The 18145-nt window shown below is 32.4% G+C and carries 18 protein-coding genes; 2 read left to right on the forward strand and 16 right to left on the reverse strand.

Features of this window, described 5'->3' with window-relative positions:
- Positions 1 to 67: 67 nt before the first annotated feature.
- The 16 genes from ASD98_RS10465 to ASD98_RS10540 all read right to left on the reverse strand — a co-directional run bounded on the left by ASD98_RS10465 (position 68) and on the right by ASD98_RS10540 (position 16414).
- Positions 68 to 958, reverse strand: coding sequence for a L,D-transpeptidase (locus ASD98_RS10465; protein ID WP_056203989.1), 891 nt, complete (start codon positions 956 to 958; stop codon positions 68 to 70).
- A 100-nt stretch (positions 959 to 1058) separates the two neighbouring features.
- Entirely contained in the window at positions 1059 to 1943 is an 885-nt protein-coding gene (locus ASD98_RS10470) for an alpha/beta hydrolase (RefSeq protein ID WP_242412097.1), read from the reverse strand.
- 137 nt (positions 1944 to 2080) lie between these two features.
- Positions 2081 to 2593, reverse strand: coding sequence for a hypothetical protein (locus ASD98_RS10475; RefSeq protein ID WP_056203993.1), 513 nt, complete (start codon positions 2591 to 2593; stop codon positions 2081 to 2083).
- 35 nt (positions 2594 to 2628) lie between these two features.
- Positions 2629 to 3213, reverse strand: coding sequence for an NUDIX domain-containing protein (locus ASD98_RS10480; protein WP_056203996.1), 585 nt, complete (start codon positions 3211 to 3213; stop codon positions 2629 to 2631).
- Between the two features lie 56 nt (positions 3214 to 3269).
- Positions 3270 to 4541 (reverse strand): adenylosuccinate synthase, encoded by a 1272-nt coding sequence (locus ASD98_RS10485; RefSeq protein ID WP_056204000.1) that lies wholly within the window; start codon positions 4539 to 4541, stop codon positions 3270 to 3272.
- Positions 4542 to 4635: 94 nt separating this feature from the next.
- Positions 4636 to 5100, reverse strand: coding sequence for a Fur family transcriptional regulator (locus ASD98_RS10490; protein ID WP_053471018.1), 465 nt, complete (start codon positions 5098 to 5100; stop codon positions 4636 to 4638).
- Positions 5101 to 5284: 184 nt separating this feature from the next.
- Positions 5285 to 5827, reverse strand: a complete 543-nt coding sequence (locus ASD98_RS23705; protein WP_082577830.1) for a hypothetical protein — start codon at positions 5825 to 5827, stop codon at positions 5285 to 5287.
- An 86-nt stretch (positions 5828 to 5913) separates the two neighbouring features.
- Positions 5914 to 8136, reverse strand: a complete 2223-nt coding sequence (locus ASD98_RS10500; protein ID WP_056204002.1) for a bifunctional (p)ppGpp synthetase/guanosine-3',5'-bis(diphosphate) 3'-pyrophosphohydrolase — start codon at positions 8134 to 8136, stop codon at positions 5914 to 5916.
- Between the two features lie 243 nt (positions 8137 to 8379).
- Positions 8380 to 9168: an RNA methyltransferase gene (locus ASD98_RS10505; RefSeq protein ID WP_056204003.1), complete on the reverse strand. Its 789-nt coding sequence runs from the start codon at positions 9166 to 9168 to the stop codon at positions 8380 to 8382.
- A gap of 175 nt (positions 9169 to 9343) precedes the next feature.
- Positions 9344 to 10429 carry a phosphoglyceromutase gene (locus ASD98_RS10510; RefSeq protein ID WP_056204006.1) on the reverse strand — a complete coding sequence of 362 codons (1086 nt, stop codon included), beginning with the start codon at positions 10427 to 10429 and terminating at the stop codon, positions 9344 to 9346.
- Between the two features lie 105 nt (positions 10430 to 10534).
- Positions 10535 to 10885, reverse strand: a complete 351-nt coding sequence (locus ASD98_RS10515; protein ID WP_056204008.1) for a hypothetical protein — start codon at positions 10883 to 10885, stop codon at positions 10535 to 10537.
- A gap of 39 nt (positions 10886 to 10924) precedes the next feature.
- Positions 10925 to 12256, reverse strand: a complete 1332-nt coding sequence (locus ASD98_RS10520; protein ID WP_056204010.1) for a DUF58 domain-containing protein — start codon at positions 12254 to 12256, stop codon at positions 10925 to 10927.
- 74 nt (positions 12257 to 12330) lie between these two features.
- Complete coding sequence (locus ASD98_RS10525; RefSeq protein ID WP_056204013.1) at positions 12331 to 13344, reverse strand: MoxR family ATPase; 1014 nt, start codon at positions 13342 to 13344, stop codon at positions 12331 to 12333.
- Between the two features lie 104 nt (positions 13345 to 13448).
- Positions 13449 to 14654 carry a DUF4350 domain-containing protein gene (locus tag ASD98_RS10530; protein WP_056204016.1) on the reverse strand — a complete coding sequence of 402 codons (1206 nt, stop codon included), beginning with the start codon at positions 14652 to 14654 and terminating at the stop codon, positions 13449 to 13451.
- Positions 14654 to 15421: a DUF4129 domain-containing protein gene (locus tag ASD98_RS10535; RefSeq protein ID WP_056204018.1), complete on the reverse strand. Its 768-nt coding sequence runs from the start codon at positions 15419 to 15421 to the stop codon at positions 14654 to 14656. The genes ASD98_RS10530 and ASD98_RS10535 overlap by 1 nt, the downstream gene beginning before the upstream one ends.
- 12 nt (positions 15422 to 15433) lie before the next feature.
- Positions 15434 to 16414 (reverse strand): stage II sporulation protein M, encoded by a 981-nt coding sequence (locus tag ASD98_RS10540; protein ID WP_056204021.1) that lies wholly within the window; start codon positions 16412 to 16414, stop codon positions 15434 to 15436.
- Between the two features lie 20 nt (positions 16415 to 16434).
- On the opposite strand from ASD98_RS10540, the gene ASD98_RS10545 reads away from it, so the two are divergent.
- Positions 16435 to 17178, forward strand: a complete 744-nt coding sequence (locus ASD98_RS10545; protein WP_056204023.1) for an RDD family protein — start codon at positions 16435 to 16437, stop codon at positions 17176 to 17178.
- Positions 17179 to 17288: 110 nt separating this feature from the next.
- A complete protein-coding gene (locus tag ASD98_RS10550; RefSeq protein ID WP_056204027.1) occupies positions 17289 to 18134 on the forward strand; it encodes a hypothetical protein in 846 nt (281 codons plus the stop codon).
- Positions 18135 to 18145: the final 11 nt, after the last annotated feature.

Genomic DNA, 18145 nt, shown 5'->3' on the forward strand with positions numbered 1-18145 from the left:
CTTTGGTTTAAAACAAAAAAGCAACTTATAGATAAATTATAAGCTGCTTTTTCAGGAAGAATATTTTTTAAAGTGAAGTGGTTTGTTCCGCTTCTCTCAGTTTTTGATTATCTAAAATCTTCTGAATAAAAGGTTTTACCTCATTTTCAATATCAGATTCAGATATATTTAATGCTTTTGGATCAGATGCCAATTGCAGCCACGGTTTTGGAGCGTCAAAATCATAACTTCCAAAAACTACCACCGGAGTTCCTTTTACTTTTACATTTTCTTTGTCTTTCAAAATCCATTCGTCGGCAAAGGTGTAAAGATATTTAGCGTCTTTTTCCAGTAATCGTAGACAAGAATGTGAAGCAGGATATCCTGGTAATTCATATTGATGAAAACCAACTCCAAGTTTGTTCTCAATATTGAAATTCCATTTTAATTCCCATTCGTCATTAAAAGTGCTAGTTGTTTTTTCTGCTTTCCAGTTGGTAAAGAATAATCCTGTTGGTGTTGGATCTTTTTTTCTTCCCATGTTTGTTGGACCTGTACGAACTAATTCACCGTTTTCATAAGCGGCAAAAGTCTGCGTAGGATAAGAAAAAATAATAATTTTAGAAACATCCTGTAAAGCAGAAACATGGAGTGGAAATGGTAAATAATAAACCAGATCTCCGCTAAAATCCGCCGGAATAACTACTGAATCTAACTTTTTAAAATTTGCTTTATCCGTTCTGTTTACTGCATAAACAATATCCAGTTTACTGCTGTCTGCCTCATTAGTTTTAAGCCAGTCTTTTGTTTTATTAATTTGATAAGAAACAGCTGATTCGGGTTTCTTATATTCTATTTTCTTTTTCGGCTTTGCATTTTTATTTTCAGTAAGATTTATTGTGTCGCTCTTTTTGCAAGAAACTAACAGTCCTAAAATCAATATAAGTAGTACGTTTGCTGTATAATATAACTTTTTCATAGTTCGTAAATTTTATAGAAATAAAATTATACATATGATAGTTAAAAAGGGTTACATAATTCTTTGAATAGTTTGCTGGATTTTCATTTGCAACTTTTTGTTATAACGAATTTATAAATCCCGAAACATCTTCTGTCCACTGAATTTTATTTTTGATTAGATAATTTTCATGTCCGGTGTCTTTATAGATATTAATTCTTTTTTGACCTTTTAAATTTTTATAAATAATATCTATCTCTTCTATGCTTACACTTTTATCTTTTTCACCATAAAGCAATAAAACTGGGCAGGAGATATTTTTTGCATACTCTGACGGATCATGATTGAATCCCCAAAAACCATTTTGTATGCCTCCCCAAAAGACTAGTAATCCAGCCATTGGAAATGTAGGTGCGTTCATTTTTTTAAATCTTGCACAAACAGTTTTGTACATAGATCCAAATGGACATTCGATAATTATTCCTTTGGGGGTTATTTTATAATCATTGATAGATTTCATAATGGAGACAGCTCCCATGGATGTTCCAAATAAATAAATATTTTTTTCTCCTGTTTTGGTTATGTAATCAAAGCTGGTTTTTACCTGTTCGGCTTCCTCAAAACCAATTGTAGTTTGATTTCCTTGTGAATTACCACTTCCCATAAAATCAACAAGCATTGTGCTGAAACCTAATTTTATAAATTCATTTGATCTTTCAATCATTGAAGATTTTTCTCCTCCGTAACCATGAAAAAGTATAACAGTTCCGTTAGAATTTTTAGTTTTAATAAACCAGCATTCGATTTCTTTATTGCTTTTTAGTTTTAAAGTCTGATATTGCTGCGTTGGAAATTTATTGTTTTTTGGTTTAGGGTTATTGACTCCAAAAAATATTGTTTTTGCTTTATCAATTGCAGATAATTTCTCAGGGCTTTTGGTTTTTTCTGAATTATTTTCTGTGAAATGAGTAAACTTATAGGCGTGAAAAAAAGCGATAATATTCATAATTATAAAAATGAATAGTATTATCCTTAAAAATTTATTCTTAAACAATTTCATTTTATTTCTGTTCAATTAATTTCAATGTATATTCAAACTGCGTATCCTTATTTTGCAAAAAGTCTTCTAAAGTTTGTTTGACTTCATGGTCTGGAATAATTCCTTCCAAAAATCTGATTGGTTTTTTTAGGTACATCTTGGTCTAAACTTACAATCGAAAATTTGGTTTTAATTTTGTTTATGCTATGAATTTCTGAGCCTAACGGAATTTCAGCGTTTTGAAAATTTATGACTAATCTGCCTTCTATAAGTTTTACGGGGTATGAAAAAAATACATTTCCTGATGAAAATTTATTCTGAAATCCATCAGGAAGTGTAGTATCATTGTGTACGCTGCCTTCAAAATCAGTAATTTTTAAAATTACTTTGTAAAATTCGAGCAGTGTTTTAGGTTTGTCTATTTGTGAAAATGCCCAGTAATAAATACTGTCAATTTGCTGCTTTGTGCGGTATTTATATAATCCTGAATTTGCTTTTTCTCTTATTTCTTTAAAGATAGTAAGATCTTGTTTTGGTTTTTCGACTGGCAGTTTCTCATTTTGCGCGATTATAAGAAACGGAAAAAACAGAAAAAAGAAGATTTTAGATTGGAACATCTTAAAGTTTTTAGAACCTAAAAATAGTCAAAAAACTATATCAAATTTTTAATTTTTGCATGCTGCAGCAACAAAATAGTTTTAGCATCTGTAATCTCTCCAGATTCAATCATGGCGTAAGCTTGATCAAAAGTATATTCCAAAACTTCAATATTTTCCTGTTCAGCATCCAGTCCGCCGCCTGAGCTAACTTTCATATTTTCATCATATTCTCCCACAAATAAATAGAGAATTTCTGTTACAGAACCCGGAGACATATATGTTTCGATAACTTTTTGAACTTTTTTTAAGCGATACCCTGTTTCTTCCTCTGTTTCGCGAATGATAGCTTGCTCTGCATTATCCTTGTCTAAAAGTCCGGCACAAACCTCGATCATCATTCCGGTTTTATTTCCGTTAAGATAGGTTGGTAAACGAAATTGTCTTGTTAGTATAACTGTTTTTTTAGAAATATTGTATAATAATATGCCGGCACCATTTCCGCGGTCATAGACTTCACGAATATGCGATTCTACTTTTTCGTTTTCCTTTTTATAATTAAAAGTAACTTTGTTTAATACATACCAATTGTCTGATAATAACTTGGTTTCTGTAATTTCAATTTCTGGATTTTTTCTCATTTCGAAAATAGTTTCATAAAAAAAAAACGCCCTGATTATCAGAGCGTTTAAATGTATTATTTTGTTATTGTTTGCTTTCTGTCTGGTCCAACCGATACAATTTTGATTGGCACTTCGATTTCTTTTTCAATAAACTCAATATATTCTTTTAGCTCGATTGGCAATGCATCGTAAGTTGTCAATCCTGTTAAATCTGCTTTCCATCCTTTAAACTCTTTGTAAATTGGAGTAACATTTTCTGGTTCGATGTTATAAGGGAAGTGAGCAATGTTTTGTCCTTTATAGTTATATTCCGTACAAACTTTTAAAGTTTCAAAACCAGAAAGAACATCACCTTTCATCATCATCAATTGCGTAACTCCATTTACCTGTACAGCATATTTTAAAGCCACAAGGTCTAACCATCCGCAACGTCTTTGTCTTCCTGTAACAGATCCAAATTCGTTACCAACTCTCGCCATTGTCGCACCAACTTCGTCAAAAAGTTCTGTTGGGAAAGGTCCGCTTCCAACACGAGTTACATAAGCTTTAAAAATTCCGTAAACTTCTTTGATTTTGTTAGGAGCAATTCCCAAACCTGTACAAGCTCCTGCTGCAGTAGTATTTGATGAAGTTACAAAAGGATAAGTTCCAAAATCAACATCTAATAAAGAACCCTGAGCTCCTTCGCATAGAATAGATTTACCTGCTTTTTGAGCTTGGTGAATATATTCTTCGCTGTCAATAAAATCTAATTTTTTTAATTCTTCTATAGCTTCAAAAAACTCTTTTTCAAGTTCAGCTAAATTGTATTGAATCGCAACATCGTAGAAAGCAATCATAGCTTCGTGCTTGTCAGCCAATGCTCTGTAACGCTCGTTAAAATCTTCTAATTCGATATCTCCAACGCGTAAACCGTTTCTACCCGTTTTGTCCATATAAGTTGGTCCAATTCCTTTAAGAGTAGAACCAATTTTTGCTTTTCCTTTTGATGCTTCAGAAGCCGCGTCAAGCAAACGGTGCGTTGGTAAAATTAAGTGTGCTTTTCTGGAAATGATTAATTTCTTTTTGATGTCAAGGTTGAATTTCTCTAACCCTTCAATTTCTTTTTGAAAAACTACTGGATCGATTACAACGCCATTTCCGATAATATTTATTGAATCTTTATGGAAAATTCCAGAAGGAATAGTTCTAAGTACATGCTTAATTCCGTCAAATTCTAATGTATGTCCTGCATTTGGTCCTCCTTGAAAACGTGCAATAATATCATAATTTGAGGTAAGAACGTCAACAATCTTTCCTTTACCTTCATCTCCCCATTGTAATCCTAGTAATAAATCTACGGTCATTCTGTTTTTAATTTGCGTTAGGACAATCAAAACTTGTCCTACTGATTATGTAGTTAATTTTCTTTTTTTTTAATTTTTTGAAAAAGTCTTTATTTTAAGACTGTGAACTCTGTTTTTTGTTTCCGTAGAAATAAAGCGAGTGATTTGTGATTTCAATATCAAATATCTCTTCGATAGTTTTTTTGATGGTTTGAATTCTTGGATCGCAAAATTCGATTACCTCACCAGAATCTGTCATAATGATATGATCGTGCTGTTTATCAAAATATGATTTTTCGTAGTAAGCCTGATTTTGCCCAAATTGATGTTTTCTAACCAAAGCGCAGTCTAACAATAACTCGATCGTGTTGTAAAGCGTAGCCCTGCTCACACGGTAGTTTTTGTTTTTCATTTTGATGTATAGGTTTTCTATGTCAAAATGCTCCTCGCTATCGTAAATTTCCTGAAGTATAGCATAACGCTCAGGAGTTTTGCGATGCCCTTTTTGTTCAAGATACATTGTAAAAACATTTTTTACAATTTCTTGATTCTTAGTGTTGTCAGTTGAAATAAGTGTCATATCCTGCAAAGATAATTTTTTATTTTTAATGAATAAAAGTTTCGGGTTTAAAGTTTAACGTTTAAACTGGAATTTGATAACAGAGAATGTACCAAATTCAGGCTTTTGCGCTATTATATTTTACAAAATTCAACAGAACTTAATTAACATAATTATTTTAATTTAGGAGAAAAATAACAGATTTTCAGCTCGTTTTTGACATATACATGTACCAGTTCCATTCCCATGTTTTTCCCTGATCGTCAGACATAGCCTGACTCCACACCGGATTATTTTCGTCACGGGCATCCCATCTAAATACCTGAATTACATTTTTGCCTTCATAAATATCTTTAGAGAAAAAATGTCCAATTTTATCTTCAAATGAGCCTAAAACAGGTTTGTCTAATGTTCCTGAATTGGAATCGGCCCAGTAAATGCTCCACAATTTTGTCTTCGGATTAAATAATCTAACGGTCATTCCTTCAAAAGGTTCTCCATCAAAAGTGGCAAGAAAATTATCAATATTCCCAATTCCGTTTAAAATCTTATACATTTCCTGAGTAGACGGAAACTCAATCCACTCCGTACAATTGGCAAATCTTGTTTTTAATTTTTTGTTACGAATAACCGATTTTCCCTGAAAGAAATCGAAATCATCTTTTGAAGAAGATTTAGAAGCGAGAATTAAAAGCTCTCCATTTTCATCAAAATTGATTTCTGGAATTTCTAAGGAATTTGCGTTCATGAAAAAAATATTTATATCAATAGTTTAAGTAAAATGGTCGCGATATTGTATTCTTTTGACTTTAAGACTTTAAACTTTCGACTTATTTATGTTCTATATTCTCTGGTAACTTTATCAACACCGTCAATTTTCTTAATAGCATTGATCATTTTTTTCAGAATCGTATTGTTTTGAACAATTACAGCAATTTGTCCGTGAAAAATTCCGGCATCAGTACTCAAAGAAATACTCTGAATATTAACACTCATATTGTTTGAAATTACACGGGTTAATTGGTTGGTAAGTCCTAAAACGTCCATTCCGGTAATATTGATAATGGCTTTAAATTCTTCTTGTGAAGAATCGATCCATTTGGCACTCATGATTCTGTAGGCGTAATTAGACTGCATTCCGATAGCGTTTGGACAATCTTTTTTATGCACTTTAATTCCTTCGTTTATCGTTACAAAACCAAAAACATCATCACCCGGAATTGGGTTACAGCATTGCGAAAGTTTATAATCGAGTTTATCATGTTCTGTTCCAAAAACCAGCATGTCGTAATTACTGCTAATGACTGGTTTATGAATATCTTCGGCAGCTGTGTTGTCTTTATTTCTTTTAATTTTATTTTTAAAGAAATTGATAAAAGTATTTCCTTTTTGTGCTGCGTAATCTTTTAACTGCTGATTTTCTATTGCGCCAATTCCAACGCGATAAAATAAATCTAAACTGGTTTTTAATTTAAAAAAGTTAACTAACTCGTTTGTAACTTGTTCGTTAAGTGTAATCTTTAAATGTTTAAGTTTTCTGGTAAGTAATTCTTTTCCTTCCTCGCCAATTTTTTTGGTGTTCTCGTTAAGAACGTTTTTAATCTTATTTTTTGCTCTAGAAGTCGTTACATATTCTAACCAGTTTACCGTAGGTTTTTGGTTTGCCGATGTAATGACTTCAACCTGATCGCCGCTTTTTAATTCGTGATTTAAAGGAACAAGACGTCCGTTTACTCGGGTTCCTCTTGTTTTAATTCCAATTTCAGAGTGAATACTAAAGGCAAAATCCAGCGAAGTTGCGCCTTTTGGTAATGATTTTATTTCTCCTTTTGGAGTAAAAATGAAAATTTCTTTTGAATATAAATTCATTTTGAAATCTTCTACAAAATCCACAGCATTTGTTTCAGGATTTTCTAAAGCTTCGCGAAGTAAATTCAGCCAGACATCTAAACCGCTTTCTTCGCTTGCTCCATTTTTGTATTTGTAGTGTGCTGCGTAACCTTTCTCTGCAATTTCATCCATACGCTCGCTTCGAACCTGAACTTCGACCCAGCGCCCTTTTGGCCCCATGACGGTAATGTGAAGTGCTTCATAACCAGTTGATTTTGGAGATGAAATCCAGTCACGCAAACGGCTCGGGCTCGGTCTGTAATGATCAGTTACAATAGAATATATTTTCCAGGCAATGAATTTTTCATCATGCGGATCTGATTTATAAACAATTCTAAGTGCAAATTTGTCATACACTTCATCAAAACTCACGTTTTGCGCACGCATTTTACGGCGAATCGAATAAATAGATTTCGGACGGCCTTTTATGATATAATCTATATTTTCAACATCTAAAGATTTCTTCAAAACATCCGAGATGTCTTTGATGTAAGCATCCTGTTCTTCTTTTGTTTCTCTAATTTTGCTTACAATATCTTCGTATACAGCAGGTTCTGTGTATTTTAATCCTAAATCTTCTAATTTGGTTTTGATATTGTAAAGTCCCAAACGATGGGCGAGAGGAGCATAGATATAAAGTGTTTCAGAAGCAATTTTAGTCTGTTTATATTCTGCCATCGAATCCATGGTTTGCATATTGTGAAGACGATCGGCTAATTTTATCAAAATTACACGCACGTCATCATTCAAAGTCAGAATCATTTTGCGGAAATTTTCCGCCTGCATGGAAGCATTTAAATCTTTTTGAACTAATGAAATTTTAGTTAAACCTTCAACAAGCTGTGCTACTTTTGGGTTAAATAAACGCTCAATATCTTCAACAGTTATGGGAGTATCTTCGACAACATCGTGCAATAAAGCTGCGGCAATAGAAGTCGCTCCCAGACCAATTTCTGAGGCAACAATTTTCGCAACTGCAATAGGATGAAAGATATACGCTTCACCAGATTTGCGTCTTTGTTCTTTATGAGCATCAACAGCAACATCAAAAGCTTTTCGAATTAATTTTTTGTCGGCAGGTGTTAAAGTCTGGTAACTAATTCGCAGTAATTCCTTGTATTCGTGCGTAATTGCTTTGTTTTCTTTTTCAATATCTATTTCTATCATAACGGCATAGTTCAAGTACTAAAAATAAGAATAACTTAGAACATACGCAAGGGAATGGATTGTTGATTTTAGAGTTTAGATTTTAGATTTTTGAGGGTGAAATTTTTGGATTTTTGCTTCTGAAAAGGGGCTTCGACTTCGCTCAGCCTGACAGCTAAAAAAAGATATTTAAAAATAAATTCCAAGTTTTTAAATTCCAAATTCCAATAAAAAGAGCGGAGCGATTTTTTCTAAAATCTAAAATCAGAACCCTCTTTGTCTTTTCGCTTCAAAAATTAAAATGGCTGCAGCAACAGAAACATTCATGCTGTCGATTTCGCCCTGCATTGGGATAATAATATTTTGAGTTGCAGCGTCACGCCATTGCTGCGTTAAGCCGGTAGCTTCTGTGCCTACAACTAAAGCAGTTGGAGTAGTGAAATTTTGAGTGTGATATGAAGTTGAATTCTGTAAAGTGGCAGAATAAAAATTGATCTTTTTTTCTTTCAAAAAAGCAATAATTTCTTCGGTTGTTCCGGTTGCGATTTGGTTGGTAAACAAACAGCCAACGCTGGAACGTACAATATTTGGATTGTATAAATCGCTTTTTGGGTCTGCAATTAAAACGGCATCAAGATTTGCAGCGTCTGCAGTACGTAAAACGGCACCAACATTTCCGGGTTTTTCCAGAGATTCGGCTACTAAAATTAATGGATTATCAGATAATTTTAAATCAGATAATTTTAATGATTTGGTTTTGGCTACAGCCAAAATACCTTCGGTTGTATCGCGATAAGCTAGTTTTTGATAAACTTCTTTGTTGATTTCGATTAACTGAACTGATTGAGCAACTAATTTATTGATTTGGTTTTCGGTAACTAAATCGGGTAGAAATAAAACGGTTTCAATTTCGTAACCGCCTTTTATGGCTAATGAAATTTCACGTTGTCCTTCAATTAAAAATGTTCCGGTCTGCTTTCTGGCTTTTGCTTTTTCCTGTAATAAGACAAGCGATTTTATAAACGGATTTTGAACTGAAGTTATTTGTTTCATTTTTTTAAGGCTCAAAGTTGCAAAGGTTCAAAGGTACAGAGTTTTTTTCTTCCTGCAAGGTTTTTAAAACCTTCGAGGTTTAGCTGCAAAGTTTTTCCGCCACGAATTCACGAATTTTATATAGATTTCGAAATTAAATAATTCATGAATTCGTGGCGGAAAAAAATATTGAAAACTATTTCTCAAAAACTTCTCTAACCTCGCTTTCAACAGGATGATCTGTGGTGAAATTATATCCCATAATTTTTGCAAAAGTCTGGGCGAATTGTTTTTGGTAGAATTGCGATTCTGTTTTGATTTCGCCTTTTGCGGCAATTTCCGGTCCCATTGTAGCAAACCAAATTTGCGATGCACCTGCAACATCTGCTCCGTGATCTGTCCATTGCGATTTTATTTTGTCGCCGCGGCCGTGGTCAACCGTTATAAATAAAGTTGTTTTGTTTTTGTACTGTGGATCATTTTGTACAAAATCCCAGATTTCTTTAATCCATTTATCTACCTGATTTACTGCGTCTAAATACGATCTGTAATGTCCATGATGCGCCCATTCGTCGGTTTCGCCGTAAGAGATATATAGTACTTTTGGTTTTTTGGTTTTGAGTTCGTCCATTGCCTCATAATGCGTGAAAACATCAAGACATTCATCTTCGTGAAAAGGTTTAAACGAATTATTTCGCATTTCGTTTAATAGTTTTTGAGATGCAGTAGGTTTGTTTCCACCCACATTATCAAAAGCAGAAATTACAGGAAAACCTCCTCTTTCTTCATTTAAAATTCGGTCAAAAGCGTCCCATGCACCAAAAGCAGCAACTTTTCCTTTTAGTTTAGATTGTTTATTTAGGAATTCCAGAACATTTACGTTTGGATTAGGTTTGTAACCGTTAGAATTTATCTGAACGTCAACATTTCCGGTCATGATTTCGCTATATCCAGGATAACTAAACCAATACGGATTTGAAACATCGACTTTACTTCCAAGATCACGATTTCCGTAAATTTGCCCTTTTGAAGCAATTTCTGTCCAGAAAAAAGGCATGATTTTTTGACGTGATCCTACGAAATCTGAAGCGGAATATTTTTTATAAATATAAGTACTGTCTCCCTGATTGAATTTTTTATCATTGGCAATCGCCGGATCTAATCCTTTAAAAACTTCCTGCCATCTGAAACCGTCAGTAGTAATGATAATAATGTTTTCTGTTTTTTGTGCAGAAGAAAATAAACTGGTTAAAATGATTAGAATGAAATATATTTTTTTCATGGCTTTTGTTTTACAAAGTTGACACGACAAAGATTTAAAGTTTTTTTATCAATTCTAATTTATAACGAGCATTTAATGTTTTAATAATGTTTTGTTTAGAAAGATTTAAATTCCAAAAAAGTAATTAAAATAACTTTTTTTAGGTTCTATGCTTTTTCCTTTTCCAACTTCAATATAATCTCCATTAGAATTTTTTCTCATTATTGTGATTTCATGATTACTTTTTCTTAATATATCACCAACAAATAGTTCAGGACCTTCGTAATCGTCTTTATAAAAAAAGCTATCCTTTTCGTAATAAATTTCTATTCCTCGACCTTTTTCAATTTTTTGAATTTCGCCATTAAAATATTTGTTGTGAAAGTCTTGGCTCTTTTCATAATAATCTCGTTTTGAATTATAAACAATAAATAAGAAAATTGAAATGATTAAACCAATAAATATGTTTTTTGCCATTTTTACATTTTATATCCCACAAACGTCATTTCACAATTTCTACAAAATCCCTCTAGCCTTAATCTCCAAATACTTATTAATAGCATCCAAAGTCAAATTCTCAGGCTGCGTTAAAACCGAATGGATTCCGTATTTCTTCAATTCGTTTGCGATAAGACGTTTTTCAAACATGAACTTTTCGGCAATTACTTTATCGTAGACTTCCTGAATCGTATCTGTTTTTTTATTGATGATAGCGTTTAATTCCGTATTCTGAAAAAAGACAACAACCAGTAAATGACTTTTTGCAATTCCTTTTAAATAGGGTAGCTGACGATGTAAACCGTCCATAGTTTCAAAATTCGTGTACAGAATAATTAAACTTCTTTGGTTGATGTTTTTCTTGATATCAACATACAATCGGCTGTAATCGCTTTCGAAAAAGTCGGTTTTGATATTGTATAAAGTTTCGAGGATTTTTTGCATTTGCGAACCTCTTCTTTCTGCAAAAACTCTGTTTTCTACTTTTTTAGAGAAAGCAAAAATTCCTGCTTTATCTTGTTTTTTCAGAATAACATTTGCTAAAACTAAAGTCGAATTTATCGCATAATCCAATAAACTTAATCCGTCAAAAGGCATTTGCATAACACGCCCTTTGTCAATTGCCAAATAAACAGACTGTGATTTTTCGTCCTGAAACTGATTTACCATCAGCGCATTTTTCTTTGCTGTGGCTTTCCAGTTTAAAGTTCGAAGATCATCGCCCTGAACATATTCTTTGATTTGTTCGAATTCCATGGTATGACCAATTCTGCGGATTTTCTTGATTCCGTATTGATACAAGTTATTCGAAAATGCCAATAAATCGTATTTTCTTAATTGAATATAAGACGGATAAGTTGGCACCATTTGGTCTTTTGCAAAAGAAAATCTTCTTGAAATTAATCGTAACGGCGAAGAAACATAAACATTTAAATAACCAAAATGATATTCGCCACGTTCTGTTGGACGAAGATCATATCCGATTTCTTTTTCTTCTGATGCTTTTACTTTTTTTGCAATTTTAAAATTACGAACCTGAAATTGAAACGGAATTTCATCAATTATCCTGACCAAAATTGGAAAAGTATAATGATTCCTGATTTGAATGTTTATAGGATTTAAATCTCCGTTTGAAAGCTTTTCCGGTGTAATTCTCTCAGCTTCAATTCCTGTTTTGGCCAGATATAATATTAAAATATCCAAGCCTAAAAAAGTGATCAAAACCAAAACAACAAACCAAACCGCATTATACAAATTCGGAAAAATAAAAGCGCAGACAAATAATGCTATAATGCCCAAAAGCACATAGAAGAAGAAATTATTGAGATATAGACTTTTTATGAATTTCATTTTTTAGTTTACAGTTTTCAGTCGCAGTCTCAGTTTTCAGTCTCAGTTAAAAACTGTAAACGGAGACTGAATACTTATCTAGGAATCTCTACGGTTTCGATAATTTGTTTGATAATTTCAGAACTTGTAATTCCTTCCATTTCACGTTCCGGAGCAACGATAACACGATGTTGTAAAACAGGAATTGCAGCTTCTTTAATATCTTCCGGAGTAACGAAATCACGTCCGCGAATGGCAGCGAAACCTTTTGAAGCGTTCAAAATAGCAATCGATGCACGAGGTGAGGCTCCTAAATATAGAAACGCATTTTCTCGTGTGTTTACTACGATTCTTGCGATATATTCCAATAGATTTTGCTCTACTCTGATTTGTTTAACTAAAGCTTGATATTGATTTATTTCTGCAGAAGAAAGAAGCGTTTGAATAGCTTCTAATTTTCCGTGATCCTGCAATAAATGCTCTCTCTGAATAATCAGGATTTCTTCGTTTAATTTTGGATAATCGATTGTAATTTTAAACAAGAAACGGTCTAATTGCGCTTCTGGCAAACGGTAAGTTCCTTCTTGTTCAATTGGATTTTGCGTTGCAATTACCAAAAATGGAGTTTCTAATTTATATCCAGAACCGTCAATTGTAATTTGACGTTCTTCCATAACTTCAAAAAGAGCGGCTTGAGTTTTTGCCGGAGCACGGTTGATCTCGTCAATTAAAATTAAATTAGAGAAGATTGGGCCTTTTTTGAATTCAAATTCTGAACTTTTTAAATTGAAAATAGAAGTTCCTAAAATATCAGATGGCATTAAATCCGGCGTAAACTGAATTCGGCTAAAACCAATATTTAATGTTTTTGCAAGTAGTTTTGCTGTAATCGTTTTTGCAACTCCCGGAACACCTTCCAGTAAAACGTGTCCGTTTGATAAAATAGCAACCAAAAGCTGGTCAACCATTTTATGCTGTCCAACGATTACGGTTTCAATTTCTTTTTTAATTGCATTTACGTGATCTAAAAGAGGTGTTAAATTTATTCTGGTTTCAAAATTCACATTTTCATTTGTGATTTCTGTTTCTGGTCTATTAATATCGTCCATGTTTGGTGTTTTTTAATTCGTTTATTTTATTTTTTTTGTCACAGATTAAAGAATAAAAAGGATTTTATCAAAATGTATTAATCTTAAAATCTTGACAGATATTTTTAATGTATAATTTTTTCGATTGCATTATTAATTCGGATTAAATCCTCTTCAATACTGGCGTGGTAACTATTTCGGTGTTCGTTAATTAAAAATACCAGTTCCTGAATATCTTTTTCATCTTTGCCTGTTTTATGATGCAGTTTTTTGACAAATTCGTCATCAAGTTTTGTGGTATCAATTAAATATTCGGTTCTGATTCTTTCTAAGAAATAAATGATTTTTTTATCGATTATATTTTTGTGATCGCCTTCCTGATAATACAAATTACCAATTGTTTTGGTAAAATCGATTGTCAAATTAGACAATGGCTGCAAAATAGGAACGATTCGCTGTTTTCTTTTAGCATTAAATATCATAAAAATCAACATTCCGATCAGAAATAAATACCAGGCCCATTTTAAGGCCGGCTGACTTAAAATGTATCGAAGCGGTGATCCAGAAATATTTTCATCTGTCTGCAATTTTGTGTACCAAAAAATATCTCCTTTCGGAATATAAGAAAGCACATTTTCAGCATATTGATAACGATCCTTTTTAAGCAGATTATAATTTGTAAAAGCAACAGGATGCATGTGCAGAAAGAAATTTCCGTTTTTATAAGGGATTTTTATAAAATTGATGTTTTTTTTCTTTTTTGGATTTCCCTGATAACCTAAAACAATTGTGTTTAAAGTGTCAATCTTTGAGAAATAATCGGCAATATCGCCTGTTGATTTGTATATTTTTTGACTCAGTTTTTTATTAGCCATCCAGACAGAAGCACTATCCGTTGGACGAAAATTTGAATTGTATTCAAACTTTAAGCTGTCTAATAAAGGCTGTGGAAAATTTGACATGCTTAAAAAAGCATTATTTCCGTGTGAAACGAAATACATAATCTCTTTCATCGACTGATCATCAATATTATTCTGAACAGAAATATTGACAAAAGTTCCTTTTACGGAATAAGTCTCTACCAATGAATCTTCATCGTACTTTGAATCTAAAAACTCATAAGGCGTTACAGCTGAAATTCTTTGGATTTTTTGCTTTTTTAAAATACGGCCAATTTCTTTATCAAAAACATATAATCCGTAAGGGATTTTGTCATTGACAGAGTAAGTTGGGCGCCAGTCTATAGGTTTAGGTTTGTTGTAATCTGAAACTAAAATTAAGATTAAAATAAAAACCAGAACAGAAATGTATATTTTGATACTTTTACTCATTAACTAAAGGTTTTTATTGCATTCTTAAATCTATTTTGTGCTTTATTGAAAGTGTTTTCATCAATTTCAAATTCGCCGTACCAAATGTAATTGTACAAATACGATAAGTATGTAAACTCTTCTCTATGGGCAGGTCTTTGAAGCTCGTATAAATAATCTGAATTTGTTTTTTCGATATCCCATTCGATATAATTATTTTGGGCCATTATTTTTAATAGCCAAAGATAATAGTATCTAATTGCTGCACGTTTTTCACCCGATTCAAGACTTTCTTTTATCAATTTTTCGAAATCTAAAAGGTGAATATTTTTTTCTATGTCAGAATAGTAAACGGTTCTTTTATTAGAATTTTTACCAAAAATCCATTGTCCTTCTTTATTAATAATTGCTTTTACAATTAAATAAATCACAGCAATAATTCCTAAAACAACAACAATCCTGATAAGTATTGAGACAAAATTCAAAGAAGCCTCTGTTGTGCCAAAAGAAAACAGATTCCTTAAAATACCTGCAAGCCAGCCTTTAAAACGATCCCAAAGACTTTTTTCAGGAGTTTTATATTCGTAAACAAAATCTGAATCGGTATATTTTTTCTGGTAATTTTTCGAAAAAGTTTTGCTTTCAATTGAGTCTGAATCAATTTGAATATCTTTTTCAGTGTATTTTACCGTAGCAATTTTTGGAGGATCTTCTGTCAGCAAAGAATCCTGCGCATTTGAAATACTGCAGAAAAAGAAAAAAGATAAAATAAATAAAATTTTATTCATTACTGGTTTTAATTAATTCGGTTTGGCTGATAATTTATGTACTTTTTTGTAAACAATAGAAGGGTAGACCAAGTAATAAAATGAAATTATTCCTAAAGTAAATAATATTATAAAACTGCTTAACCAGTTGGGCATATCGATAGAATATCTCGTAATAAATCCTTCAAGAAAACCGGCACTAATAGTAAAAGGAAAAGTACTTAAAAATATTTTAAAACTGTTTTTAAAGCCAATTTTAAAAGAATTAATTCTTGAATACGTTTTAGGAAACAGGATAGAAGCACCCAAAATAAATCCGGCAGCAGACTCAATTACAATGGCAAAAATTTCCATAGAACCATGAATCCAGATTCCGCGGACACTTTTCCAGAAAACATTTTGCTCGTAAAAGAAATATTGAAAAGAACCAAGCATTAATGAATTTTGAAGAAAAACATAAAACGTTCCAATTCCGCCTATAATTCCGTACATATAACATTTTGCACCTACATAAAGATTGTTCATTGTAATACCTACAAAGCTTCCCCAGTTAGAACCAGAGCCGTAAACGGCCATTGGGTTTCCTTTCTTGATATTTTCTAAAGTCATATTGACATAATCGTCGCCTAATATCAATCGAACAAAATTTTGATCATAGCGTGCAGAAACGACACCCATTGCAACAGTGGCAAAAAAGAGGATAAAAGCGTATAACAAATATCTTTTGTACTCAAAAAGCAAAAGCGGCACTTCTATTTTAAAAAATTCTACAATTCTGTTTTTTTCCGTTCGCTTTGTTTTATAAATCTTTTGATAAATCTGTGAAGCTAAATGATTTAAATAGATAACTGTCTTACTTTTAGGGTAATAAGTTTGCGCATAGGAAAGATCATTCATTAATTGAATGTACAAATTAGCTAATTCGTCTGGATTTTTCTTAGCTTTACCGAAAATAGCTAGCTCAAATTCCAGCCATTTTTCTTTATTTTGTTTTATAAAGGCAACTTCTCTCATTGAGGGCTAAAATATAAAATATGTCAGAATTATCTATTAACACAACACAAAATGTTAAAATAAATTTTATCGCTGCCTCTGTAGGCGAGCGATTAGGCGCTTATTTCATCGATTTAGGTATTAAACTTTCTTATATATTCGTCATTATTTGGATATTTTTTTACTGGATGGACATTGATAGGTTAATGACAAATTTAGATACCTGGTCCAGAGGAGCAATATTTTTGGTGTTATTTTTCCCGCTAATTATTTACTCCATAACCTTAGAAAGTATTTTTGAAGGACAGTCCTTTGGAAAAAAACTGGTAAAAATAAAAGTAGTAAAAATAGACGGTTATCAGGCTGGTTTTGGCGATTATCTAATTCGTTGGTTTTTTAGAATAATTGATTTTAGTTTATTCAACGGAATGATTGGTTTAATTGCGGTGGCTTCGAGTAAAAAATCGCAGCGATTAGGAGATATGGCAGCCGGAACAGCTGTAATTACTTTAAAAAACAAAATTAATATAAGCCATACAATCTTAGAAGATATAGGCGAAGCTTATGTGCCAACTTATCCTTTGGTAATTAAATTATCTGATAATGATATGAGAATTATTAAAGAAACTTTTCAAAGTGCCTTGACTAAAAATGATCATGAAATTATCTATAAACTGGTTGCAAAAATTGAAGGCGTAACCGGAATCAAAAATCAATCAGGAAATAATAATGATTTTATCAGGGTAGTTTTAAAAGATTACAATTTCTATACGCAGCATATGTAATGAATTGCTGAGGGTTAATTCATTGTGTTTCTTGGTGTTAATTATTCGTTTAAATTTTATAAATTTATCAGACGTGGAAAATCCGGATTATAAATTAAATTCTAAATGATATGATGATTAAAAAATTAACTGCTGTATTATTGCTGTTTTTTATGTCTGTTTTTAGTTTTGCTCAGGGCGGAAAAAAACTAGATAAAATTATTAAAAGAGATTATCAGATTATTGAAGGTACAATAAGTAAAATGTCTGATAAAACGGTTGAATATTCTTTACCCGGAGAAACTCTGGTAATATCTCTCGATGTTTCGCAAATAGCCAGAATCGATTTTGCAAGCGGACGCTCTCAGACTTTTGATGTAACTCAGGGGAATAATTCATCTTCAAACTCAACGGTTATTGCAGCAACGGAGACGAAGCCGAATACTATTGCTGTACTTCCGGTTCCTTATTTAAATTCAGATACACAGGAAAGCTCAGAAGATATGGCGAAATTCGCCCAGAATGATCTTTACAATAAATTGATCGATAAATCGTCGAATATTTTTCCGCTCACGGTTCAGGATTTAAGAACGACGAACAGTTTATTGCATAAAGCGGGAATAGATCACAACAATATTGATGAAACACCAATTGAAGACCTTGAAAAAATACTTGGAGTCGATAATATTGTGGCAGCAAAAGTCTCATACACCATGAATTCAGGAACAACTGCCACAACTTACAGCAGCGGAAATGCAAAAATAAGTGATAATAATAAAAAGGTTAAAACCAATGATGTTACGACAACAACTGCAAACACACAGGTTTATTACTATTACACAGTTTATTTTGACATGTATAAAAATACCGCAAAAATATATTCGCAGACTCGAAAACCATTTTTGGCAATAAAAGACAGCTGGATGGATTCGATTACCTATTTATTGAAAAGAAGCCCTATTTACACAAAAAAATAACAAATTGAGGA

The sequence above is a fragment of the Flavobacterium sp. Root186 genome (genome assembly GCF_001428525.1).
In the GTDB taxonomy this organism is placed as follows: Bacteria; Bacteroidota; Bacteroidia; order Flavobacteriales; family Flavobacteriaceae; genus Flavobacterium.

Coding starts and splice junctions, on each gene's coding strand:
- ASD98_RS10510 (WP_056204006.1), bottom strand. CDS start 10,429: ATGAAAAAAATATATTTCATTCTAATCATTTTAACCAGTTTATTTTCT.
- ASD98_RS10535 (WP_056204018.1), bottom strand. CDS start 15,421: ATGAATAAAATTTTATTTATTTTATCTTTTTTCTTTTTCTGCAGTATT.
- ASD98_RS10475 (WP_056203993.1), bottom strand. CDS start 2,593: ATGTTCCAATCTAAAATCTTCTTTTTTCTGTTTTTTCCGTTTCTTATA.
- ASD98_RS10540 (WP_056204021.1), bottom strand. CDS start 16,414: ATGAGAGAAGTTGCCTTTATAAAACAAAATAAAGAAAAATGGCTGGAA.
- ASD98_RS10525 (WP_056204013.1), bottom strand. CDS start 13,344: ATGGACGATATTAATAGACCAGAAACAGAAATCACAAATGAAAATGTG.
- ASD98_RS10505 (WP_056204003.1), bottom strand. CDS start 9,168: ATGAAACAAATAACTTCAGTTCAAAATCCGTTTATAAAATCGCTTGTC.
- ASD98_RS10550 (WP_056204027.1), top strand. CDS start 17,289: ATGATGATTAAAAAATTAACTGCTGTATTATTGCTGTTTTTTATGTCT.
- ASD98_RS10520 (WP_056204010.1), bottom strand. CDS start 12,256: ATGAAATTCATAAAAAGTCTATATCTCAATAATTTCTTCTTCTATGTG.
- ASD98_RS23705 (WP_082577830.1), bottom strand. CDS start 5,827: ATGAACGCAAATTCCTTAGAAATTCCAGAAATCAATTTTGATGAAAAT.
- ASD98_RS10470 (WP_242412097.1), bottom strand. CDS start 1,943: ATGAATATTATCGCTTTTTTTCACGCCTATAAGTTTACTCATTTCACA.
- ASD98_RS10545 (WP_056204023.1), top strand. CDS start 16,435: ATGTCAGAATTATCTATTAACACAACACAAAATGTTAAAATAAATTTT.
- ASD98_RS10500 (WP_056204002.1), bottom strand. CDS start 8,136: ATGATAGAAATAGATATTGAAAAAGAAAACAAAGCAATTACGCACGAA.
- ASD98_RS10490 (WP_053471018.1), bottom strand. CDS start 5,100: ATGACACTTATTTCAACTGACAACACTAAGAATCAAGAAATTGTAAAA.
- ASD98_RS10515 (WP_056204008.1), bottom strand. CDS start 10,885: ATGGCAAAAAACATATTTATTGGTTTAATCATTTCAATTTTCTTATTT.
- ASD98_RS10530 (WP_056204016.1), bottom strand. CDS start 14,654: ATGAGTAAAAGTATCAAAATATACATTTCTGTTCTGGTTTTTATTTTA.
- ASD98_RS10480 (WP_056203996.1), bottom strand. CDS start 3,213: ATGAGAAAAAATCCAGAAATTGAAATTACAGAAACCAAGTTATTATCA.
- ASD98_RS10465 (WP_056203989.1), bottom strand. CDS start 958: ATGAAAAAGTTATATTATACAGCAAACGTACTACTTATATTGATTTTA.
- ASD98_RS10485 (WP_056204000.1), bottom strand. CDS start 4,541: ATGACCGTAGATTTATTACTAGGATTACAATGGGGAGATGAAGGTAAA.